A 22261-nucleotide genomic window follows, 5' to 3' on the forward strand; every position below is an offset into this window, starting at 1 on the left:
TATGTCCAGCATCATCACGTGGACACGAACAGTTGCCGGGGTTTCTACTGGCGGCATGTCGTTGACCGCCGCACCCCGCCGCACCACCGCCCGGACCGGAGCAGCTCTCGCCGTCGCCGCCATGACCTGCGTGCAACTCGGCCTCGCCGTCTCGGTCGGTCTCGCGGATCAGATCGGCGCCTTCGGTACCGCCTGGCTCCGGCTGGCCTGGGCGGGCATCATCCTGTTCCTGCTGGTCCGGCCACGGCTGCCCGAGTTCAGCCGGGCCAACCTGCAGGCAGTCGTCGCCCTCGGGGTGGTCACCGGGGCGATGACCATGCTCTTCATGTCCGCGGTGGCCCGCCTTCCGCTGGGCACGGCGAGCGCCCTGGAGTTCCTGGGCCCGCTCGGGGTGGCGGTGTTCCGGGGCCGCACCCTGCGGTGGCCGCTGCTGGCCGCAGTCGGTGTGCTGCTGCTGACCTCACCGTGGCACGGCGGCACGGACCTGGTCGGTGTCGCCTTCGCCCTCGGCGCGGCCCTCTGCTGGGCCGCGTACATCCTGCTCACCCAGCGGGTCGGCGACGAGAGCACCGGCATCCGCGGCCTGGCGATCTCGATGCCGGTGGCCGGTCTGACCGCGACGGCGGGCCTGGCCCTGTTCGGTGGCCCGCAGGCCTTCACTCTGATGACTCCGGAGATCCTGGTCTTCGGGCTGTTGCTGGCCGTGCTGCTGCCGGTGATCCCGTTCGTGCTGGAGTTCCTGGCACTGCGCCGCCTGACGACCGCTGCCTTCGGCACATTGATGAGCCTGGAACCCGCTATCGCCGTCGTGATCGGCTTCCTGCTGCTGCACCAGGTTCCCGGCTGGGCGGCACTGGCCGGTATCGCCCTGGTCGTCACCGCGGGAATCGGCGCCGAACGCTCCGGCGCCCGATGAGTCGGTAGCCGGGTGGCGCGGCGCCCGGTGATCCGGTGCTCCGGTAAATCGGTGGCGGGAGCCGGGCCGGGGCTGTTTGAATGGGCGCGATCATCGAGCAGAAAGGAGGACCGCGATGTTCCGCACGTACACCGCGCTCTCCTCCGTCCCGGTTCTCGGCTGACCCAGCCGTCCGGGCGTGGAGTGGGCGCATCTCTACCGGAGAACGCCTTGACACCCTTGACCATCCGTCCCGCCGTCATGCCCGACGACCTGGACACCTTCAACTCCTTCTCGTACGTCCTGAACGCCGAGATCGCGAAAGACCTCGCCGCGGGGCGCCGCCGGCCCGAGTGGCTGTGGCTCGCCCTGCGCGGTGACCAGGTGACCGCCCGGGCCGCCTGGTGGTCGCGTCCCGGTGACGAACACCCCCTCGTCATGGACATCCTCGACGTCGCCGACGGGCACTTCGCCGACGGCGTGAGCCTCGTCCGGGCGGCTCTGCCCACACCGGCCCCGGAGTTCACCCGCTTCGTCGCCCCGGACTGGCAGCGTTCCGGTGATGACACCTGGATGCGGGTCCTGGAGGAGTGCGGGGCGAAACTGTTCGTCGAGCGCCTGCGCCTGCACTGGGAACCCGGCACCCCGATCGCCGAGCCGTCCGGGCGGCTCGCCTTCCGTGCGCCCCGTGACGCGGACGAGCTGATCGAGATGATGACACTCGTGCTCGACGGCAGCCTCGACGCGCACAGTCGCGACGACCTGACCCGGATGAGCCCCCGGGAGTGCGCCGAGGAGCAGTACCGTTCGGAACTCGAGCGCTACTCCACTCCACGGGACTGGTGGCGGGTCGCCGAACTGCCCGGTGGTGAGCCGGTCGGGTTCGTCATTCCGGCGCACAACGGCTACAACCCGATCATCGCCTACATCGCGGTGCTGCCCGGTCATCGTGGCCGCGGGCTCGTCGACGACATCCTGGCCGAGGGCGTCCGGGTGCTGGCCGGTCAGGGCGTGCCCCGGATCCGGGCGGCCACCGACGTCGGCAACGTGCCGATGGCCGCGGCCTTCGCTCGTGCCGGCTTCCGCACGTTCGAGCGCCAGGTCGACCTGACCTGGTGATCCTCTTCGGTCGGTGACCGGCTCGGTAAAGTCGGTCACCGACTCGACAAAGGGCGGGTCACCGACTCGATATATGGGTCGATGCCGGTGATCGACCGGTGTTAAGGTTCCCCCGCTGAAACACAGGGGGGACGTCGTGCCGAAACTGAACCAGATCATCGCCGTGGAGAAGGGCGTCAAGAGCAAGTCCTTTGCGGACTTGAGTGAAGCCCACCACGCCGTGCAGAAGACCGGTCCACTGGCCGGCATCTCCCGGACGTACCAGCCGAAGGACGAGGAAGGCGAGCAGCTGCCCGCCGAGTCGACCCGGGTGCAGATCAAGGCCGAGGAGATCCTGCGTGACGTCGCCGGCACCCTCACCCGCCTGTTCGACGTGACCGCCACCAAGGACTGGACCAACGGCGTGGCCCGTGCCGACGTCGTGGTCGACGGCCGGACGATCGCCGCCCAGGTGCCGGTGACCTACCTGCTGTTCCTCGAGAAGCAGCTGGTCGACCTGCACACCTTCGTGAAGAAGCTGCCCGTGCTCGACGCCGCCGAGTCCTGGGTTCGCGACGACTCCACGGACAGCTGGCGGACCGAGCCGGTGCGCACCAACCGCACCAAGAAGGTGCCGCGCAACCACGTCAAGGCCGAGGCCACCGAGAAGCACCCGGCCCAGGTCGAGGTGTACTACGAGGACATCACCGTCGGCTATTGGACGACGGTGAAGTTCTCCGGTGCCCTGCCGGCCAAGCGGGTCAACGAGATCCTCGATCGGGTGCTCGCCCTGCAGACCGCGGTCAAGTTCGCCCGCGAGGAAGCCAACAACACCGAAGTCACCGACCAGCGTGTGGGCGCGGCGTTCTTCGGTTACCTGTTCGGCTGACCCGCCCATGAGTTCCCCCGTGGGAGCGCGGGGGTGCGCCGGGATTCCGGCGTGAAGCTGACGACTGAAGTTGAAGCTGAATTCCATCGGTGACAGTGCGGGTTCGAGTCCCGCCCTCCGCATTTCGTGCGGAGGTAGCCCAACTGGAAGAGGCAGTCGATGATCAAACTCAGACTATCGCTCCAAAGTCAGCATTCTCCACTGATCACCAGGTCGACCGAGTGAGGACGAAGACATCGGATGCCGGTTCAAGTCCGGCTCGCCGCGCTTCGAGCGGCGATAGTTTAAAGGCAAAACCCGATGTCATGATGACTGATCCACACTCTTAAACGTGCTGGTGTGTGCAATTCAGTGGCAACCAGAAGCCCGGGGATCGGCCATTTCCCCGGGCTTCGCCATGCCCACGCCTACTTGTGGTTGACGCCGTGCATCAGGGCGAGGATCGCCCGGTTCAAGGGGACCGGTACGCCGTGCTGTTCGCCGAGGCGGACCACCGCGCCGGTGATCAGTTCGTGTTCGGTGGCGCGGCCGGCCAGCCGGTCGTACAGCATCGAGGTGCCGTCGTCGCCGCCGAACTCGTCGTAGATCTCCAAGGTGTGATCGACGTCGGCCTCGGTCAGGGCGGCACCGGCCGCCCGGCCGACCGCGATCGCCTCACCCAGCAGGGCGCGGGTCAGCTCCCGGACCGCCGGATCGTGCTGGATCACCGACATGCGTTTCAGGGTCAGCGAGGTCACCGGGTTCGCGCCGACGTTGGTCAGCAGCTTGCGCCAGGCGGCCGTCGGGAAGTCGGCGACCCGTTCGACGTGCAGCCACGAACCGTCGAACAGGGCCGCGAACCCGTCCTTCATGTCGCCCCGGACCACACCGGTGCTCGCCCGGCCGGTGGTGGGCGCCGTCTCGGTGAAGCCGGGCCGGGCGGTCGCCACCGCCGCGCCGGGGGTGCCGGGCACCGTGATCCGGGCGCCCAGCCGGTGCAGGACGTGGCCGGGGCCCAGGGACTCGGCCGCCACGTAGACCAGCGCGGGCAGCACCCGGGTGCCACGGGGGACCAGTGGCTCGATGCGCTCGGCGTGATCCACGCCGTTCTGCAGCACCACGACCGTGGTGTGCGGGCCGACGAGGGGGCCGAACCAGGCGGCCGCGCCCGCCGCGTCCTGGGCCTTGGTCGCCAGCAGCACCCAGTCGACCTCGGACGCCTCGGACGGGTCGGCCAGCACCGGCACGTCGATCTCGCGCACGCTGTCGGCGCGTTCGACCACCAGCCGCTGCAGCCGCCGTCGCGCGCACACCACGACGTCGTGTCCCGCGTCCACCGCAGCCGCCGCGACCACCGTACCGACCGAGCCGGCTCCGATCACCGCGACGCGGGTTCGTCTTGCCGACATGAACCAGCCTCCCGAGGCAACTGAGAAGGTTTTCTCACTTCCCAGTCTGCGGGAGTTCGTTTTCCGGCCCGTTACGTCGCGGGGAAACCCGGGTGTCACCCACCCCCGCCCGGCGCGGCGTGTGTGGCGCTATCGGAGGACGTGTCCGGCGCTCTAGGCGGGAGCGGTATCGTCGTGCGGGTGCCTTGCTCGACGCACGGCGTCCCTGAACCTTTCATCACACGGCGGGGCCCGGGCGGCCCGTCATCGGTTCGGGGACCCGGCATCGGGTTCGGCACCGGGTTCACAGAGGTTCGTTGAGGTGCGGTGGAGGATTGATGGACACCTACGAGACTGATCCCATCGGGGCGGCTCCGGCGGTGGCGCGGCTGCTGCTGGAGCTTCGCGGTCGGGCGAACGTCGACGTGAAGCCGGTCGGCCGCAGTCTCCAGGTCCGCCCCAAGGGCGGCAAGCGGCTCGCCGTCAACATCCACCCCGGTGGTGTCGACGTTGCCGTGGACCCGGAGAGTGCGACCGCCTTCCTGGCGGAGGTCGAGGGCTCCTACCTGAAGGATCCGGAGGACCCGGCCGGTCTCGTCTCGCTCGACGCCGACTGGATCGACATCAACTACGACGCGCTGCTCGACGCCGCGGTCAAGGCCGTCGAGGTGCAGGCGGCTCCCAAGGTGGCCGCCGCGCCCCGGGCGCGAGCCACCGCCACCGGGACGGGAACGACCACCACCCGCAAGGCCGCGGCCCCGGCGAAGGTCAAGCCGGCCCCGCGCCCGGAGCCCAAGATCTGCTCGTCCTGCCGTCAGTACGAGTTGCTGGCCAGCGGCGAGTGCCCGTCCGGGTACTGCTGAGCGGCCGGCCGCGGCCACCGCATTCGGCCCGGCGGCCGCGAGTCGGCGGTGACCCGCCGGCCGCCTCGCGTGGTGGTGGCGGGACCGTCGACGAACGTACGAAATAATCTCGGTATGTCGGGGTGGGAACCGCGGGACGAACGGCGGCCGCGGCGCGGGGACGCCCGGTTGCGGCGGGCCGCGCTGCTGGCCGCGGTGGGGGAGTTGCTGGCCGAGCGGGGGCCGGGGTTCTCGCTGGCGGAGGCCGCCGAGCGGGCCGGGATCTCGACCGCCACCGCCTACCGGAACTTCTCCGACACGGCGAGCGCGGTCGACGCGTTCTGGGCGGAGATGACCGGCGAGTTGCTGGAGGCCTTCGACCGGTTGCCGCCCGGAACGGACCCGGTCGCGGACATTCGGGCGGTCTGCCGGGAATGGGTCGAGCGGGCGTCCCGATGGGGTGCCGCAGCGGTTCATGTGCGGTCGCCGAGAGGTGTGCTGGAGCGGCGTTCGGACTCGTTCGTCGGCGGCCTCTACGCGCGATTGGACCGCCTGGTGGAGGCGGCTGTCGCGGCGGGCGCGGTACCGGCGCAGGATGTCCGGTTCGCGGTGCTGATGTGGGTGACGATCTTCGACGAGCGGGTGGTCGTCGACCTGACCGGCACTCTCGGCTGGACTGTGGACCAGGCCGCCGACCAGCTGATCGAGGCCCTGCTGCGGATTCTCGGGGCCGCGCCCCGGCCGTGCGGTGAGCTATCGTCGACTACGGAACACCACTGAGATCGGAGAGACATGGCAGGGGACGACGACATCGCAGGGTGAAGGCCCCGCCCCGGCCGTCCGTGTGACGGCTTTCTTTGTCGTGCCCTGAATTCCCTTTCATTCCCTGGGGTCTCCATGTCCATTTCTGTCACCGATCTGTCCTTTTCGTGGCCGGATGACACTCCGGTCTTCGATCGCCTGTCGTTCTCCGTGCCGGAGGGCCGCACCGGGCTGGTGGCCGCCAACGGCGCCGGCAAGTCCACGCTGCTGAAACTGATCGCCGGCGCGCTGAGCCCGTCCGGCGGCACCGTCACCGTCCGTGGTGTGCTCGGATATCTGCCGCAGCACCTGCCGCTGGTGGCGGACCAGACGGTCGCGCAGGTCCTCGGCGTCGACCGGGTGCTGGCCGCCCTGCACGCCATCGAGTCCGGCGACCCGGCCGAGGAGCATTTCACCACGGTCGGTGACGACTGGGACATCGAGGAGCGCACCCGCGCCGAACTCGACCGTCTCGGCCTCGCCGAGGTCACCCTCGACCGCCGCCTCGGCACTCTCAGCGGCGGCCAGGTGATCGCCCTGGGCCTCGCCGCCGAGCTGCTGAAACGCCCCGGCGTTCGGCTGCTCGACGAGCCCACCAACAACCTCGACCGCCAGGTCCGCACCGCCGAGCAGGACCTCAAACGGCAGAAGCGGGAGGCCCAGCAGGCCCGTGAACGTGCCGCCCGCCGGTGGGGAGCGCCTGCGGGCCACCCTGGCGTGCGTCCTGTTCGCCGAGCCGGCCCCGCAGTTGCTGCTGGACGAACCGACGAACAACCTGGACCTGATCAGCGCCGGTCAGCTGGAGAGCGCCCTGGTCGCCTACCAGGGGGCGTTCGTCGTGGTCAGCCACGACGAGCGTTTCCTGGCGGCGATCGGCATCAGCCGCCGCCTTCACCTGGGCGAGGGACACCTCACCACTCCGCCGGGGTGACTCGTTTTCCCTAATACCGTTATCGGGGGTGCGGGACCCGGCCGGGTCCCGCACCGTACCCCTATTTTCGGGGGACCCCGGAACGGATGGTTCTTGGACAGTCGCGTTGACTTCGAATGCCCGGGGATATCGAGTTGAGGCCTTACTGAGAACGAACGGCCTCCGGGAGGCTTTCATGTCCCTTGAACTGGATCGACGGCTCGCGCGCGAGGGAACCCGATTCCGGATCTTTCCGCAGCCCCGATTCCTCCGTAAAGACGACGGATCCGGGCCGCTGTTCCCGGAACCCGAGGTGGTGGTGGTGTCGGTGGACCCGACCGCGATGCGGGCCGGGCCGGGCGACGACCGGATGTTCGTGGTCGACGCGGTGGGGAAACTGCCCTACAAGGACTTCTTCCGTCCCCCGTGGCGCGGGTCGTCGCGCCCGCCGGTCCAGCCGGGTGCGGACGGTCATTTCGATCAGATCGATCCGGCGAGCCGGGAATTCTCCGCGGCCACCATGTACGCGACCGTCCGGCGCGTCCTCGACATCTGGGAGGACTACTTCGGACGTACGATTCAATGGCATTTCGAGTCCGATTTCGAACGTCTCGAACTGATCCCATTGATCGAATGGGACAACGCCCAGTCGGGGTACGGTTTCCTCGAGTTCGGCTTCGGCCGGAAACCGAACGGCACCATCGACCACGCCCGGCCGTACTGCGAGAACTTCGACGTCCTCGCCCACGAACTCGGGCACAGCGTCATCTTCGCCGAGGTCGGTGTGCCGGCCAGCCCGCTCGACGAGGCCGTCGACTACGGCGGCATGCACGAGTCGGCCGGCGACCTGGTCGCGATCGTGGCGTCGCTGCATTTCCACTCGCTGGTCGACTACCTGCTGGAGAGCACCAAGGGCAACCTGCTCACCATCAACGGCCTGGACCGGGTGGGTGAGCTGTCGGACAGCTCGGAGATCCGGATCGCGTTCAACAACAAGCGGATGTCGGAGGTCGGCGACGAGCCGCACCGGCGGTCGCTGCCGCTGACCGGGGCGATCTTCGACACCATGGTCGAGGTGTTCCAGCAGGACCTGGTCGCCAAGAAACTGATCAGCGAGGAACTGCGCGAGCGATCCACGAACCTGCCGGGCAGCGCGCTCGACCTGGCCGAGATCCAGGCCGGTTTCACCGCCGCTTACCTCGGCAACGAGGCCGCCTTCAAGGAGTCGCTGCTGCTGGCCCGCGACTATCTGGGCCGGCTGCTCGCGGTGACGTGGAGCAACCTGTCACCGGACTTCCTCACGTACCACGCGATCCTGCGGGCCATGTTGCGCGCCGACCGGGAGCTGAGCGGCGGCGCCAACGCGGCCATCATCCGGTCCTGTTTCGCCTGGCGGGAGATCACACCGGTGCCGACGTCGCTGCTGGTACGCAACCACACGGTGGCGTCCTGCGGCCTGGAGAGCGCGGACTTCGTGGCGGCGCAGCCCGCCGACCAACAGATCCCGGTGCAGCGCCCCGAACGCGCCACGTTCATCTCGCCACGGATGATTTGACTCTCCCACCAGGGGAGACCCGAACGTGGTGGGCGAAGGAGGAACCGTGCCGGACGACCTGATCCCGATCGGGCGCTTCTCCCGGATGAGCCGGCTGTCGATCAAAGCCCTGCGCTTCTATGACGAGCAGGGACTGCTGACCCCCGCCCGGGTGGACCCGGCCTCGGGCTACCGCTTCTACCGGCGGGGCCAGGCCGGGCGCGCCGAGGCGATCCGGGTGCTGCGCCTGATCGACATGCCGGTCACCGAGATCCGCGACCTGCTCGCCGACGACGACCCGGAGCTGACCGGCAAACGCCTGTCGGCGCACCGGGAGCGGCTGCGGGACCGGCTCGCCGAGCAGGAGCGGATGCTGCGGTTCCTCGAACGTCTCATCGATCGAGGAGGAAACGTCATGCCCTACCAGGTGACGGTCAAAGAGGTCGCGGCGAACCCGGTGGCCGGGCTACGGCTCACCGCCAGCCTCGCCACCATCGGCGCGGTGCTCCAGCAGGGATTCGGCACGGTCGCCGGTGCCCTCGGCGCGGCCGGGGTCGCCCCGGCCGGTCCGCCGTTCGTCGTCTATCACGACGTCATCGACGAGCGGACCGAAGGCGAGGTGGAGATCTGCCTCCCGGTCCCGGCCGGGACACCTGTCCCGTCCGGTCCGGTCTACTACCGGGAAGTGCCCGGCGGGCCGGTCGCCTCGACCATCCATCGCGGGCCCTACCAGGAGATCTCCCCGGCCTACCACGTGGTCACCGGCTGGATCGAGGAGCACGGCATCGTGGCCCACGGGGCGCCCCGGGAGATCTATCTGAACGATCCGCAGAGCGCTGGCAGCCCGGAGGAACTGATCACCGAGTTGCAGTTCCCGATCGACAGGGTGCCGCCGGCGTGATGCCCGCCCGCCCACCGGCATTGGAGCACCGATCGCCGGTGGGCGGGTACCGATCACGGATTCCGGTCCCGGTGGTCCGTTCCCGGGCCTGAACGGCCGATGTCGGGCTGATTCGGCACCTCGGGCCGTCCGCCGCGTGGTCCCCTTTTCCGGTAGTGCGCTCGGCCGGTGAGGTGAACCGCCGTGCCGGTCGCGCTCCTGGATCGACCTCGGAGGGAGTGGCGCGATGAACAGGACGATGCGGCTGCTGGTGACCGGAACAGGGCTGATCGCGGGGGCGATGTTCCTGGCCGGACCGGCGCTGGCCACCACGGAGTGTTGCCAGCCGGAGATCCCCGTCTCGACGCCCGAATCCGGGACGGCGAGCCACAGCCCGAAGCCGGGCGACCCCGAGGAGGAGATCGTCACGAACTTCCACAGTGGCCCCTGGTTCCCCGCCCCGGTCGGCGTCAACTGAGCACGTCGGCCCAGCTCAGAGTCGTGTGAGAGGCTGGAGGCCCGTTCGCTCCATCAGCCGGCAAGGAAACACCGACCGTGAGCAGGCACCGTGAGAACCTGGGCATCCTGCTTCGCCACGTGCACACCGGCGGCCCGTTGACCAGGGCCGTCCTCGCCGAGCGGATGGGCGTCAACCGCAGCACCATCCTCGCCCTGACCACCGAGCTGGCCGCCGCGGGCCTGGTCAGCGAGGAGAGCCCGGCCGTCCCGGAAGGTGCGGGCCGCCCGTCGCTGGTGGTGCGACCGGCGACCGGCCGGGTGTTCGTGCTCGCCTTCGACGTGTCCGTCGACCGGCTCGTCGCGGCCCGGGTCGGGCTCGGCGGCGAGATCCTCGACCGGCGCGAGGCCGCCCGATTCCCCCGGCCGGCTAGTTGAACGTCTCGTCGTCTACGGTCCTGGTTCGTCCTTGCCGGGGATGGATCGTTGGCGCTACGTTGCCTGAGGAAAGCGCTTACCCGCAGGCCGGAAAGCCGAACTGAGGAAAGGGTCGAGGATGACCGAACTGCTTGTCGACGGGACCCCGGTCGCCACCTACGTGACCACCCCCGATGTCGACATCCGCCTGGCTCCGCGGCCCTATCTGCACCCGATCCGGACTCTGGGCGGCACGGTCGTCACCGACGAGTATCCGGAGGACCACCCCTGGCACCTCGGCGTCTCGGTGACGATGCAGGACGTCGCCGGGGTCAACGTCTGGGGTGGGCGCACCTACGTCCGCGACGAGGGCTACATCTGGCGTGACGACCACGGGCAGGTGCTCTCCGACGGTCAGGAACCGGTCGACGGCGGCTTCACCGACAGTCTCCGCTGGGTCGACGGCTCGGACCGGACGATCCTGCGGGAGCAGCGTTCGGTCACCGCCCGGCACGCTGTGCACGGCTGGGAGCTGCTTTTCCGGTACGAACTGGCGGTCCCCGGCCAAGCCGAGGTCACCCTCGGCAGTCCCGCGACGAACGGGCGCACCGGCGGAGCGGGCTACGGCGGCTTCTTCTGGCGGGCCACGGCCGGCACGGCGGAAGCGTTCGTCCCGTCCGGCGGCGAGGCCCACGGTTCCACCGATCCGTGGCTGGCGCTGGCGGTGCAGGACTCGTACACGCTGGTCTTCCGGGGTATCGCCGGCGCCGACCGGTGGTTCGCCCGTACCGGCGACTACAACGGCGTCTGTACCGCCCACGCCTGGGAAGATCTTTTGACGATCAAGCCCGGCGCCCCGTTGACCAGACAGATCAGCGTCCTGATCGCCGACGGCCGCCTGACCCGCGACGAGATCGAGGCGCTCTGACCGGCCTGCGGTGACCTCACCGCGATACGGCCTGCTCGCGGCGCGATCGCTGGGGTCTGGCAGTGAGCGGGCCGGGTCAGATGTGGGCGTCGGGGGTCTCGGCTTGTCGTTTGTGCTTGAGCGCTGACCTTCGGATCGCGGGGAGCCACGGGCCCAGGCCCAGCAGGAGCAGCAGGGTCAGGAGCGGGGCTCGCCACCAGCCGGAGATCACCGGTTCCGGGCTGTCGGATGCGGGGGTGATGGCTGATTTCGACCAGGCCAGGAAAGCGTCGCCGACCGGGACCAGGCCGAACGCGTAGCGCTTGGTGTCGAGGGTGGCCACCGGCAGGCCGGCGAACTCGCCGAAGTTGGCGAGTGCTTCGGCCAGCGGCTTGTCGCCTTGCGCCTGGGCGGCACCGAGCGCGACGACCGTGGTGGAGAGGCTGATGCCACGGATCAGTGGGCCGGAGTCGACGTCCGCCTCGCCGGTGCTGCCGTGCGGGTACTCCCGGATCGCCGGGCCCAGCCACAGTGGGCGGTCCAGGAACTTGTCGCGGAAGGTCAGGTACTGCTCGCGGGCGAACACCTGGTCGATCTCCGGCAGGAACCGCTGGATGATCGCCTGTGAGGTGCCGCGTGAGCCGTCCACCAGCGCTCCGGTCGACGCGTCCACGAAGTGCGGCAACAGGCCGGTCGCCGGGTCGAGCAGGCTCTGCGAGCGTCGTACCCAGCGGTCGACGGTCGGTGCGAACTGCGACCCGCCGGTCACCGTGTCGGCCAGCCGTAGCGAGGCGATCGCCACGGTCGAGTCGCACGGCCACGCCTGCCCGGGGTAAGCGGCCAGGAACGGGGTCGGTGACGCGTCGAACGCGGCGGCCAGGGTCGCCGAATCGGCCAGCAGCCGGGTGCGCTGGCCCGGGTCGTCGCGCAGGGTCAGGAGGCCGGCGCGCAGCCGGTTTGTCCAGCCGGCGTAGAAGACACCGAACGCCGGGACAGCCGCCGGGTCGAACGGCGCCTGCCCGGCCGGTGACTCCAGACGCGACAGTGCCCAGGCGGCCTCGTCGGCGGCGCGTTCCGGTTCGACGCCGCGGTTGCCGAGGTCCACCCAGGTCAGACCGTAGAGGACGTTGAGGAAGTAATAGCCCTCCGGAAACAGTGACTGTGCGTCGTGGTCGGCGCCCGACTCCAGTTGTTGTCTCAGGAATGCGAGTTGTAGACGTACGCCAGGCGGCTCTTGATCTTGAACTGTCGCGGTCGCCGGAGCGAGAAGCCGGAACGCCCCGGCGAGCGCGATCAGCGTCAGGATCGAGGACAGAACCTTGCGGAGTACGGGCACCGGCCCACTTTATCGAGTGCTCCGATTCCGCTCGGTGAACCGGTCACCGCCCGATAACCGCCCCGGCGGCTTGACTGATTGGCATTCATCAATGTAAACGTTTCAAATCCCCGATTGGAGTCACGTTGATGAAAAGCTCCCGCGTCCTGGCCCTCACCGTGGTCGCCGCCGCCGGTCTCCCGGCACCCGCCCATGCCGCCGGTCCCCGATCCGTACCCGGCGTGTGCACCGGCGCCGCACCCGTCGTCTGTCACTACGACGTCGGCCCCGGTGAATACGACGTCAACGTCGTCCTCGGTTCCCGGGACGCGGCCGGCAGCACCGCCGTCCAGGCCGAGACTCGTCGCCTGATGCTCGCCGAGACCGCTACCGAGGCCGGCCTGTTCACCCGGCGCGCCTTCAGTGTCGACGTCCGCGAACCCGAGAGCGAACCCACCATCGAGAACGTCGGCACTCCGGGCCTCACGTTGACGTTCACCGGTGCCGCGCCCCAGGTCCGCAAGATCACCGTCCGGGCCGCCTCGCCACGGGCACCGCAACTCTTCCTGGCCGGCGATTCGACCGTCTGTGATCAGCCCGCCGATCCCTACGTCGGCTGGGGCCAGGCCATCCCTCAGCACCTGCTGCGTGGCCTGACGGTCGCCAACCACGCCGACTCGGGGGAGGGCACCGCCTCGTTCCTGGCCGACGCGCGGCTCTGGGCCACCATGCTGCCGCAGGTCCGACAGGGTGACGTGGTGCTGATCCAGTTCGGTCACAACGACAAGCAGACGACCGCCGAGGACTACCGCGCCAACCTCACCCGCATGATCACCGAACTGCGCGCCGTCCACGCGAAGCCGGTCCTGGTCAGCCCGCCGGTCCGCCGCCGCTTCGACAGCACCGGCCGGCTCGACGACGTGGCCCGGCACCTGAACGGCCTCGGGGTCTGGCTGCCCGCCGAGATGCGGGCGGTGGCGACCGGGCTGAACGTCCCCTACGTCGACCTGACCGCCGACAGTGCCGCCCTGGTCGAGTCGCTGGGGGTGGAGGGGTCCAAGTCGATCTATCTCTACAACGAGCTGCGGGACAACACCCACTTCTCCGGGTACGGTGCCGACCGGATCGGCCTGTTGGTCCTGACCCGTCTCGCGGAACTCCGGGTCCTGCCGCCGCGAGCGTTCCGAGCCGGAGCCATTTGACCGTCGTTCTACTCTGCGCGGGTGGAGAATCCAGGGACCGGTGGCTGGCTGCCCGCTCCGATCAGGACCGAGCGGCTCGTCCTCCGGGAATCCGAGGCCCGGGACCGTCCGGCCTTCCTTGAAATGAACACGTCGCCGCAGGTGAACGCCTATCTCGGTGGACCGCAGTCGCCGGACGAAGCCGAGCGTCTGCCCGAAACTCCCGGCCGCCGCCCGGGAGTGTTCGTCGTCGACCTCGGCGGGCGGATGATCGGCACGGTCTTGCTCGAACGGCGGATCATGGGACCGGCGGGCCGGGATCGCCCGGAAGAGGTCGATCTCGGTTATCTCTTCCTGCCGGAGTTCTGGGGTGCCGGGTACGCCGCGGAGGGCTGCTCGGCGGCCCTCGACTGGTTCGCCGGAGCGTTTCCCGGTGAGCGGGTGGTGCTCTACACCCAGTCCGCCAACGAGCCTTCGATGCGGCTGGCGGCGAAGCTCGGGTTCACCGAGGAGCGGAGATTCCAGAAGTGGGGCGCGGAACAGTGGATGGGCGTGTGGCAGGCGTGACGGACGGCGGGTCGGGTGACACGGCAGACGGTGTGGTGGACAGCGGGCCCGGCGGCCTGACAGCCGGCGCGGCGGGTGGTGTGGGGCGGCCGGTGGCTCTGGTCACCGGGGTGGGGCGGACCGTGGGGATCGGCGCCGGCATCGCGACGCGGCTGGCGGCGTCGGGGTGGGACGTCGCGATCACCTACTGGAGTGGCTACGACGAGCGGATGAGCTGGGGTGTGGAGCCGGGAGCCGCCCATGCCGTCACGGAGTCGTTCGCCGGGCGAGGGCTGGCGATCGAGGCCGACCTCAGCGACGTGGCTGCACCGGCCGCGATCTTTGACGAGGTGGAACTGCGGCTCGGCCCGGTCAGCGCGCTGGTGATGAGCCACGCCGAGTCGGTCGACTCGGGACTGCTCGACACCACCGTGGAGAGTTTCGACAGGCACTTCGCGGTGAACGCTCGCGCCTCGTGGCTGCTGATCCGGGAGCACGGGCGGCGGTTCCGGGGTGAGTACGGCAGCGGTCGGATCATCGCGTTGACCAGTGATCACACGGTGGGGAACCTGCCGTACGGGGCTAGTAAGGGGGCGCTCGACCGGATCACTATGGCGGCGGCCCGGGAACTCGCCCATCTCGGCATCACCGCGAACGTGATCAATCCGGGGCCCGTCGACACCGGCTGGATGTCCGGTGAGATCCGCGACGCGTGTCTGGCGGCCACGCCGCTCGGCCGGCTCGGCACTCCACGGGACACTGCGAACCTGGTCGAATTCCTCTGCTCCCCACAGGGGCAGTGGATCAACGGGCAGCTGTTGCTCAGTAACGGCGGATTTGCCTGAGGAAAGCGCTTGCCGGGGTTCCGGGCTGCTGTCTAGGGTGGCTTAATACGTTTCACTGTCTCGGTATGGTGAGGTGTGGATCAATGCATTCCGATCTTGAGGTCGACGGTCCGCACGGAGTGATTCCGGTGCGCGTCTTCGAACCCGATGGTGCTGCCGGGGCGGTGCTCGTCTGGGCGCACGGTGGCGGGTTTCGGCACGGGGGACTCGGCATGCCCGAATCGGATCATGTCGGTGCCGAACTCGCCCGGCGAGCGAACGCGATTGTCATTTCCGTCGGCTATCGGCTAGCCGTAGCTGGGGTACGTTATCCGGTTCCACTCGACGACGTGCACGCCGTCTGGAATTGGGTCGCCGGCCGCGATGACCTGCCGAAACGGAAGGCGATCGGCGGAGCCAGCGCGGGAGCGGCCTTGGCCCTCGCCACCGCGATCCGAGCCCGCGACACGAGCGCGACGGCTCCGGATCTGGTTCTTCTGGCTTACCCGTTTGTGCACTTTCCGGTTCCGGATCTCGGGCTGGGGCGGCATCTCGAGGACACCGAGGAACTGGTTCGCAACTATGTGGGCCGGATCAGTGACCTCCCGCCGGAGGCGATGCCGGGTGCGGCGCGGCTCGACGGACTGCCGCCGGTGCACATCCTGCTGTCCGAACACGACGACCTGCGGCCGTCCGGCGAGATCCTGGAACGGCAGCTGCGGGAGGTGCACGTCGAGGTCGAGTCCTTCCTGGCCCGGGGCTCGACACACGGCCACCTCAATCGCCCGCTGGACGAACCCGAGGCGGTGGACGTGTCGCTGGGGTTCTTCGCGAGCGCGTTACGCGTACCGCAGGAAGCCCCTCGGTGGTTGAGACGCGATGGTGAACCGCGCCTCGAATTCGGCGCCGACTACAACCCCGAGCAATGGCCGCGCGAAGTGTGGGCCGACGACGTGCGGGCCATGCGCGAGGCGGGCGTCACGATCGTCTCGCTGGGGATCTTCTCGTGGGCGCGGCTCGAACCGGCCGAAGGGCGTTACGACTTCGGCTGGCTCGACGAGGTCATCGACCTGCTGCACGCCAACGGGATCCTGGTCGACCTGGCCACCCCGACCGCGTCGCCGCCACCGTGGCTGACCACGGAGCATCCGGAGATCCTGCCGGTGGACCGGGACGGCCGCACCGTCTGGCCGGGCGCCCGCCAGCACTGGCGGCCCACGTCACCGGTCTTCCGCGATCATGCGCTGCGCCTGGTCCGCCGGCTCGCGAACCGGTACGCGCACCATCCGGCCCTCGCCGCCTGGCATGTCAGTAACGAGCTGGGCTGCCACAACGTGCACGACTACTCCGACGACGCGGCGCGCGCCTTCCGGATCTGGTTGCGGGCCCGGTACCGGAACCTGGACTCTCTGAACAGCGCGTGGGGCACCGATTTCTGGTCGCAGCGTTACGGAGAGTGGCAGCAGATCCTGCCGCCGCGCCACGCCAACGGGCCGGTCAACCCGACGCAGCAGCTCGACTTCAAACGGTTCTCGTCGGACGCGCTCAAGGACCACTACCTGGCCGAACGCCGGATTCTGCGGGAGCTGACCCCGCAGATCCCGGTGACCACGAACTTCATGGTCGCCGGGGACATCAACGACATGAACTATCCGGACTGGGCGGCCGAGGTCGACTTCGTCGCCAACGATCACTACTCGCGGCCCGGCCCGCAGTCCCGCGACGAACTGTCATTTTCGGCCAACCTGTCCGGCAACCTGATCACCGGGCGGCCCTGGTTCCTGATGGAGCACTCCACCAGCGCGGTCAACTGGCAGCCGGTCAACGTGCCTAAACTGTCCGGCGAACTGGCCCGCGATTCGCTCACGCACGTCGCCCACGGTGCCGACGGAGTGTGCTTCTTCCAGTGGCGGCAGTCCCGGGCCGGTGCCGAGAAATACCATTCGGCGATGCTGCCGCACGCCGGAGAGACCAGCGCGATCTTCCGGGCGGTCACCGATCTCGGCGCGCGGTTGCGGTCACTTTCGGACATAGCCGGGATTGCTCGTACGCCAGCAGAAGTCGCTGTGCTCATCGACTACGAGTCGTGGTGGGTCGCCGAACTCGACTCGCACCCCACCGACCGCCTGCGCTACCGTGCCGAGGCCCTGGACTGGTACACCGCCCTGCTGGACCGGGGCATCCGTGCCGACGTCGTCCCGGCCGCCGCCGATCTGAGCGGCTATCGCCTGGTCGTGGCCCCGATCCTGCACGTGGTTCCGGCCGCACTTCAAGAGCGCCTTGCGGAGTACGTGTCCGCAGGCGGTCACCTGGTGACCACCTATTTCTCCGGCATCGTCGACGAGTTCGATCACGCCTGGCCCGGCGCCTATCCGGGCGCGCTGCGTGACCTGCTCGGCATCCGGGTCGAGGAGTTCGCACCCCTGCTCGACGGTGTCTCGGTACCGCTCACCAACGGCACGTCCGGCACCCTGTGGTCAGAGCGGGTCGAGGTTACCGACCCGGCCGTCAAGGTGCTCGCCGGCTACCGGGACGGGGGACCGGCCGTCACCCGGCGTGAGGTGGGGGAGGGGTCGGCGGCCTACGTCTCCACCCGGCTGGGCCCGCACGGTCTGGCCGCGATCCTCGACGACCTGCTGCTCCCGGCCGGCGCTACCAGTGAACTGCCCGCCGAGTTGCGCGGAAAGGTGGAGCTGGCGGTGCGTGGCCCGGCCCGGTTCCTGATCAACCGCACCGACGAGCCGGTCGACCTGTCCGGCGTCCCGGACGCGCCCGCCACACTCCCGGCTCGTGGGGTCGTGATCGTCCGGTAGACGTACCCGGCCGGGTCTGTCGTCACCGTCGCAGACCCGGCCCGAATCGCCTCCGGAAGTGACGCGAACGCCGAGAGGGATGCGCTCTAGGCTGCCGGGCGCTCCCGGGTGATCTCGGTGTCGCCGGAGTCGGTGACCCGGCGGGAGGTCTCGGTGAAACCGGCCTTCTCCGCGACGCGGGCCGAGCCGGTGTTGCGGGCGTCGTGCTTGATCGCCACGCGGGTGATGCCGGGCAGCGTGACGGCGACCCGGGTCAGCGCCTGCACTGCCGTGGTCATGTGGCCCTGCCCGGCGAACGGGGAGCGCAGCCAGTAGCCGATCTCCATCACGTCCGGGCCCATCCGGGTGTGCAGGCCGATGCTGCCGATCAGGTCGCCGACCGCGGTGAAGATCGCGTACTGGAAGTCGGTGCCCTTCTCCCAGCTCTGGTCGGCACTGGCGAGGTAGGCGCGGGAGCCCGACAGCTCGTAGTCGTCGGTGGCCCACGGCAGGAACGGTTTCAGCTCGGGCAGCGACTCGCGGACGGCGGCGGTGAGCTCGTCGGCCCACTCCGGCTCCCAGCGTTTCAGGACCAGAGTGCCGGCGTTGATCATCTCGGGTGGTTCCATGCTCGCATTCTGCCCGCTGCACTGCTCTATATCTCTGGGTAGGGACGAGGATCCGGCCGTGGCCAGATCCGCCGGTCGTCGATATTGACGAGACTTCAGTACATGTCGACGACCGGAACCCCGTACCACCGCCTTGCACTGACCCCCACCCACCGCTGGTGGCGGCCCCTCCTCGGCACGTTCTTCATCCTCGCCACCGGTGTGGTGGCGTTCCTGGTCACCTTTTTCGTCTACGCGGGTGCCGCCGAGCTGACCGGGCAACCGGACGGCGCGGACGGGATGCCCACTTTCGGTCCGCTCGCGGAACTCGCGCTCGGGTTCGTGTCGCTCGCCGTGCTGCTGCCGGTGGTCCTGCTCGCGGCCCGCCTGACCCAGGCCCGGCCGGCCGGCACCCTCTCCTCTGTCGACGGGCGGATCAGATGGCGGTGGCTGATGATCTGCCTGCCGGTCGCGGCGGTCGCCATCATCGTCTTCATGACCGGGGGTACGGCCCTCGCTGTGCTGACCGGTGAGGAGTCCGGACTCGACGTCCCCTTGGTGGGCTGGGCGCCGTTCCTGACATCGACGGCCGTGTTGTTCCTGGTGGTGCCGTTCCAGGCGGCGGCCGAGGAGTACCTGTGCCGGGGCTGGCTGCTGCAGGCCGTCGGCACGTGGTTCCGCGGTCCGTGGGTGCCGATCGTCTTTCAGGCTCTGGTCTTCGCCGCACTGCACGGGTGGGGTACGCCGTTCGGCTTCTTCGACCTGGCCGTTTTCGGAGTGATCGCCGGCTGGGTGACGGTCCGCACCGGCGGTTTGGAGGCGGCGATCGCTCTGCACGTGATGAACAACCTGCTCAGCAGCATTGTCGCGGGGGCTTTCGGGCAGCTGACGATCGACGAGACGGCGGCGGACATGCCGTGGCAGATGGCCGCGGCCGATCTTCCGGTGCTGCTCGGTTTCGCCGCGGTGATCACCTGGCTGTGGCGTCGGCGCCCGGCCCCGATGGACAGTCGTGAGCTGGTCGGAAGCGTGCATTAGTAGTCCGTACCTCTCCAAAGAGGAATAACCGGAATATCAACCCGCCAAGAAGATCAAATCGGGCAAATACTGTTAAGAACGTCACTATTCCCCCTCGTTTTCTTGGCTCTCGGCCCATCGACGTGGTTACCGTCGTCGCCAGTCCCGCGTTGCGGGCACTGTGAGCGGACCGCCGAATCCTGCCGCCGCTCACAGAAACGAAACGGACGGCAGGAGCGGGGGACCCAATCTCTACGGCGCATCGTTCTTGCGCCTCGGGGTGAAGCCGTGTGTGTGACACGGCCGGGATGGATCGTCCCGAACCCGACAGCTCACCTCGTAGGCGTGGAGGATCACCCATGTCTCGGATCGGTAGTAGACGAGTGCGCCTTGCCCTGACCATGGTCACGGCGGGAATCACCGGAGCCGGCATCGTCCTGAGCGGTGCGGCTCCGGCGAGTGCGGCCCGGCAGGTCAACTGGGACGTGGTCGCCAAGTGCGAGTCCGGCGGCCGCTGGCACATCAACACCGGCAACGGGTACTACGGCGGCCTGCAGTTCAGCCGCAGCACCTGGAAGTCCAACGGCGGCGGCAAGTACGCCTCGACCGCAGACAAGGCCACCAAGGGCGAACAGATCGCCGTCGCCAACAAGATCCACGCCAAGCGCGGCCTCAGCCCCTGGCCGACGTGCGGCAAGAAGTCCGGCGTCTACAAGAAGGTGACGGCGAAGAAGCCGGCCGCCGCGAAACCCAGCGGCAAGACCTACGTGATCCGCTCCGGCGACACCCTCGCCTCGATCGCCACCAAGAAGAAGATCAAGGGCGGCTGGCGTACGCTCTACGCATTGAACAAGAGCATTCTCGACAGCCCCAGCCAGATCCTCCCCGGACAGCGCATCAAACTCTGACCCCGGACGTGATCGGCACGCTGTCGGCCCGATTCGGCGTCGCTCCCGTTCTCGCCAGCGTGCCGATCACCCTCGGATTGATGAACCAGAACTGGCGCTGGACGACCAGGTCCGCCGACTACGCCGTCAAGCGCCTGCGTGACGCCACCCCGGCCACGGTCCGCCGCCAGCAACGGGCCCTGCCCACGCTGGCGGCGCACGGCATCCCGGTCGCGGTACCGTTCGGTCTCACCGAACTGGACGGCCACTGGTACACGATCGCACCCTGGCTGCCCGGCACGCACACACCCGGCACCGCGCTGAGCCTGCCCGCGTGTCACGAACTCGGGAGGGTCATCGGGCACACGCACTCGGTGCTGCGGGCGGCGCTGCCCGCCGGGCCGTCCACGCTGCCGCCACCGCCCACGGTTGCGGAGACGATCGCCCAGCTCGAACGGCTCGCCGCGGCGACCGGTGACACCGGCTTCGACGATTTCGCCCGCGCCGAGATCGACTGGCGGCTCCGGCTGCTGCCGTCGATCGCCCACCTGCGGCCCGATCCGGGAGCCGAGGACCCGATCGGCTGGACCCATGGCGACCTGACCCCACTCAACCTGCTCTTCACCGGCTCGGAAGTCAGCGGCATCCTCGACTGGGACCGGCTCGGCGTGCGACCTTACGGGCGTGAGGTCATTCGTACCGCCGCAATCGTCTTTGTCTCGTCCGCGGGTTTGGACCTGGACCGGATCGCCGCTTTCAGTGCCGGATATCGCAGCCGGATAGCCGTTCCCGCGGTGGCGATGCGGGACGCCGCCCACCGCCGATGGTGGGATCTCGCGACCGACACCTATTTCCTGCGGCGCCACTACGACCAGGGTGACACCGGCTGCGACCACCTGTTCCACAGTTCGTCCGCGGTGCTGCGCTGGTGGACCGGGCACCGCGACGATGTCGCCGAATCGCTCACCTCAATTCGCTGAAGAACGCGCACAGGTCGCCGATCAACAGTTCCGGAACCTCCAGGGCGGGGAAATGGCCGCCGCGATCGTGCTCGGCCCAGAATCGGATGTCCGGATAACGGCGAGCCGCCCAGCGCCGGGACGGCCGCGGCACCTCACCCCGAAAGACCGAGGCCCCCGCCGGTACGTCCACCGCAGTCGCGTCCCGGCCGTCGATCCAGGCCCCGACCCGGTCGATGCTCTCCGCGTAGAGCCGGGCCGAGGACGCCGCCGTGCCGGTCAGCCAATACAGTGTCACCTGATCCAGCACCTGGTCACGGGTCAAGCCGTCACCCCAGGACAACAGTTTCTCGGCCATCCACGCGCACAGTCCGACAGGCGAGTCGAGCAGCGCGTAACCGATGGTCTGCGGCGCCGTCCGGTGCATCTCCGAATAGGCCGACGAATCCCGCTCCCGCCGGTGCGCCTCATCCCTCGCGGCCTGTTCGGTATCGGTCAGGGCTTCGCCGGGCGCCGGACCGGCCAGCGGCGGGACCAGATGGATGCCGGCCACCCGCCCCGGATGCTGTGCGGCGAGACAGCTGGAGACGCTCGTGCCCCAGTCACTGCCGGCCGCCCCGAACCGGTGGTAACCGAGACCGGCCATCAGCTGCGCCCAGGTGTCCGCGATCCGCTCGACACCCCAGCCCGGCCCGGCCGGCTTGTCACTGAATCCGTAACCCGGCAGCGACGGGATCACCACGTCGAAGCCGGCCTCGGCCAGCGGCCCCGCCAGCCCCACGAGCTCCAGAACCGACCCCGGCCAGCCGTGCGTGAGAACCAGCGGAAAGGCATCCGGCCGCCGGGAACGGGCGTGCAGCAGGTGGATACCGAACCCGTCCACATCGGCCATGAACTGCCCGGCGGCGTCGAGCCGGTCCTCCGCCGCCCGCCAGTCATAACCGTCCACCCAGTAGGAACAGAGTTCCCGCACCGTCTCCACCGGAATGCCCTGCCCCCACCCCGGCACCGGCGAGGCCTCCGGCCAGCGGGCACCCTTGATCCTGGCCCGCAGGTCGGCAAGCTGTGATTCAGGCATCCGCCCCTGGAACGGCTCGATCTTCATCCGCCGATTGTCCGCCGCTTCCACGGGCCGG

The 22261-nt window shown here is 69.1% G+C and carries 20 protein-coding genes, 2 pseudogenes and 1 riboswitch; of the genes and pseudogenes, 18 read left to right on the forward strand and 4 right to left on the reverse strand.

Translation table 11 applies throughout. The features are described from left to right. The first annotated feature begins 55 nt into the window (after positions 1 to 55). The 3 genes from BLU81_RS06060 (at position 56) to BLU81_RS06070 (ending at position 2882) form a co-directional block, all read left to right on the forward strand. Positions 56 to 916, forward strand: a complete 861-nt coding sequence (locus BLU81_RS06060) for an EamA family transporter (protein ID WP_197686132.1) — start codon at positions 56 to 58, stop codon at positions 914 to 916. 210 nt (positions 917 to 1126) lie between these two features. Next, positions 1127 to 2014, forward strand: a complete 888-nt coding sequence (locus BLU81_RS06065; protein ID WP_231954221.1) for a GNAT family N-acetyltransferase — start codon at positions 1127 to 1129, stop codon at positions 2012 to 2014. A 136-nt stretch (positions 2015 to 2150) separates the two neighbouring features. Then, positions 2151 to 2882, forward strand: a complete 732-nt coding sequence (locus BLU81_RS06070) for a DUF7873 family protein (protein WP_092542397.1) — start codon at positions 2151 to 2153, stop codon at positions 2880 to 2882. Positions 2883 to 3289: 407 nt separating this feature from the next. Here BLU81_RS06070 and BLU81_RS06075 read toward each other — a convergent pair whose 3' ends face one another. After that, positions 3290 to 4270, reverse strand: coding sequence for a 2-dehydropantoate 2-reductase (locus tag BLU81_RS06075; protein WP_197686133.1), 981 nt, complete (start codon positions 4268 to 4270; stop codon positions 3290 to 3292). Positions 4271 to 4587: 317 nt separating this feature from the next. Between BLU81_RS06075 and BLU81_RS06080 the strand changes: the two genes are divergently transcribed. From BLU81_RS06080 to BLU81_RS06115, 8 genes and pseudogenes are all read left to right on the forward strand, one after another. Continuing rightward, positions 4588 to 5112, forward strand: coding sequence for a hypothetical protein (locus BLU81_RS06080; protein ID WP_092542401.1), 525 nt, complete (start codon positions 4588 to 4590; stop codon positions 5110 to 5112). Positions 5113 to 5226: 114 nt separating this feature from the next. Further along, on the forward strand, positions 5227 to 5871 hold the full coding sequence (locus BLU81_RS06085) for a TetR/AcrR family transcriptional regulator (protein WP_092542403.1): 645 nt from the start codon (positions 5227 to 5229) through the stop codon (positions 5869 to 5871). A gap of 117 nt (positions 5872 to 5988) precedes the next feature. After that, a pseudogene (locus tag BLU81_RS06090) lies at positions 5989 to 6651 on the forward strand (ATP-binding cassette domain-containing protein); the annotation flags it as partial. Between the two features lie 347 nt (positions 6652 to 6998). Further along, complete coding sequence (locus tag BLU81_RS06095; protein WP_197686134.1) at positions 6999 to 8357, forward strand: gluzincin family metallopeptidase; 1359 nt, start codon at positions 6999 to 7001, stop codon at positions 8355 to 8357. A gap of 46 nt (positions 8358 to 8403) precedes the next feature. Then, entirely contained in the window at positions 8404 to 9237 is an 834-nt protein-coding gene (locus BLU81_RS06100; RefSeq protein WP_269460994.1) for a MerR family transcriptional regulator, read from the forward strand. 226 nt (positions 9238 to 9463) lie between these two features. Beyond that, positions 9464 to 9694 carry a hypothetical protein gene (locus BLU81_RS06105; protein WP_157751313.1) on the forward strand — a complete coding sequence of 77 codons (231 nt, stop codon included), beginning with the start codon at positions 9464 to 9466 and terminating at the stop codon, positions 9692 to 9694. A 77-nt stretch (positions 9695 to 9771) separates the two neighbouring features. Continuing rightward, positions 9772 to 10089 (forward strand): annotated as a pseudogene (locus BLU81_RS06110) (sugar kinase); the annotation flags it as partial. A 139-nt stretch (positions 10090 to 10228) separates the two neighbouring features. Then, positions 10229 to 11017 carry a DUF6807 domain-containing protein gene (locus BLU81_RS06115; RefSeq protein ID WP_092542407.1) on the forward strand — a complete coding sequence of 263 codons (789 nt, stop codon included), beginning with the start codon at positions 10229 to 10231 and terminating at the stop codon, positions 11015 to 11017. Between the two features lie 76 nt (positions 11018 to 11093). Here the strand turns inward: BLU81_RS06115 and BLU81_RS06120 are convergent, their stop codons facing one another. Then, positions 11094 to 12332 (reverse strand): hypothetical protein, encoded by a 1239-nt coding sequence (locus BLU81_RS06120; RefSeq protein ID WP_092542409.1) that lies wholly within the window; start codon positions 12330 to 12332, stop codon positions 11094 to 11096. Between the two features lie 128 nt (positions 12333 to 12460). On the opposite strand from BLU81_RS06120, the gene BLU81_RS06125 reads away from it, so the two are divergent. The 4 genes from BLU81_RS06125 (at position 12461) to BLU81_RS06140 (ending at position 17675) form a co-directional block, all read left to right on the forward strand. Then, complete coding sequence (locus BLU81_RS06125) at positions 12461 to 13513, forward strand: rhamnogalacturonan acetylesterase (RefSeq protein ID WP_092542411.1); 1053 nt, start codon at positions 12461 to 12463, stop codon at positions 13511 to 13513. Between the two features lie 21 nt (positions 13514 to 13534). Continuing rightward, positions 13535 to 14059 (forward strand): GNAT family N-acetyltransferase, encoded by a 525-nt coding sequence (locus BLU81_RS06130; RefSeq protein WP_092542413.1) that lies wholly within the window; start codon positions 13535 to 13537, stop codon positions 14057 to 14059. Then, on the forward strand, positions 14047 to 14883 hold the full coding sequence (locus BLU81_RS06135) for an SDR family oxidoreductase (RefSeq protein ID WP_231954223.1): 837 nt from the start codon (positions 14047 to 14049) through the stop codon (positions 14881 to 14883). The genes BLU81_RS06130 and BLU81_RS06135 overlap by 13 nt, the downstream gene beginning before the upstream one ends. An 83-nt stretch (positions 14884 to 14966) precedes the next feature. After that, on the forward strand, positions 14967 to 17675 hold the full coding sequence (locus tag BLU81_RS06140) for a beta-galactosidase (protein WP_197686135.1): 2709 nt from the start codon (positions 14967 to 14969) through the stop codon (positions 17673 to 17675). Positions 17676 to 17761: 86 nt separating this feature from the next. Here BLU81_RS06140 and BLU81_RS06145 read toward each other — a convergent pair whose 3' ends face one another. Next, entirely contained in the window at positions 17762 to 18283 is a 522-nt protein-coding gene (locus BLU81_RS06145) for a GNAT family N-acetyltransferase (protein ID WP_092542417.1), read from the reverse strand. 102 nt (positions 18284 to 18385) lie between these two features. On the opposite strand from BLU81_RS06145, the gene BLU81_RS06150 reads away from it, so the two are divergent. From BLU81_RS06150 to BLU81_RS06160, 3 genes are all read left to right on the forward strand, one after another. Then, complete coding sequence (locus tag BLU81_RS06150) at positions 18386 to 19300, forward strand: CPBP family intramembrane glutamic endopeptidase (RefSeq protein WP_092542419.1); 915 nt, start codon at positions 18386 to 18388, stop codon at positions 19298 to 19300. A 160-nt stretch (positions 19301 to 19460) separates the two neighbouring features. Beyond that, a riboswitch (cyclic di-AMP (ydaO/yuaA leader) is annotated at positions 19461 to 19640 on the forward strand. Beyond that, complete coding sequence (locus BLU81_RS06155; protein ID WP_092542421.1) at positions 19639 to 20187, forward strand: LysM peptidoglycan-binding domain-containing protein; 549 nt, start codon at positions 19639 to 19641, stop codon at positions 20185 to 20187. Its footprint overlaps the riboswitch before it by 2 nt. 8 nt (positions 20188 to 20195) lie before the next feature. After that, positions 20196 to 21146: a phosphotransferase gene (locus BLU81_RS06160; protein ID WP_092542423.1), complete on the forward strand. Its 951-nt coding sequence runs from the start codon at positions 20196 to 20198 to the stop codon at positions 21144 to 21146. Here the strand turns inward: BLU81_RS06160 and BLU81_RS06165 are convergent. After that, on the reverse strand, positions 21130 to 22230 hold the full coding sequence (locus BLU81_RS06165; protein ID WP_092556667.1) for an epoxide hydrolase family protein: 1101 nt from the start codon (positions 22228 to 22230) through the stop codon (positions 21130 to 21132). The genes BLU81_RS06160 and BLU81_RS06165 overlap by 17 nt on opposite strands. Positions 22231 to 22261 lie beyond the last annotated feature (31 nt).

The organism is Actinoplanes derwentensis (genome assembly GCF_900104725.1).
GTDB classification, from domain to species: Bacteria; Actinomycetota; Actinomycetes; order Mycobacteriales; family Micromonosporaceae; genus Actinoplanes; species Actinoplanes derwentensis.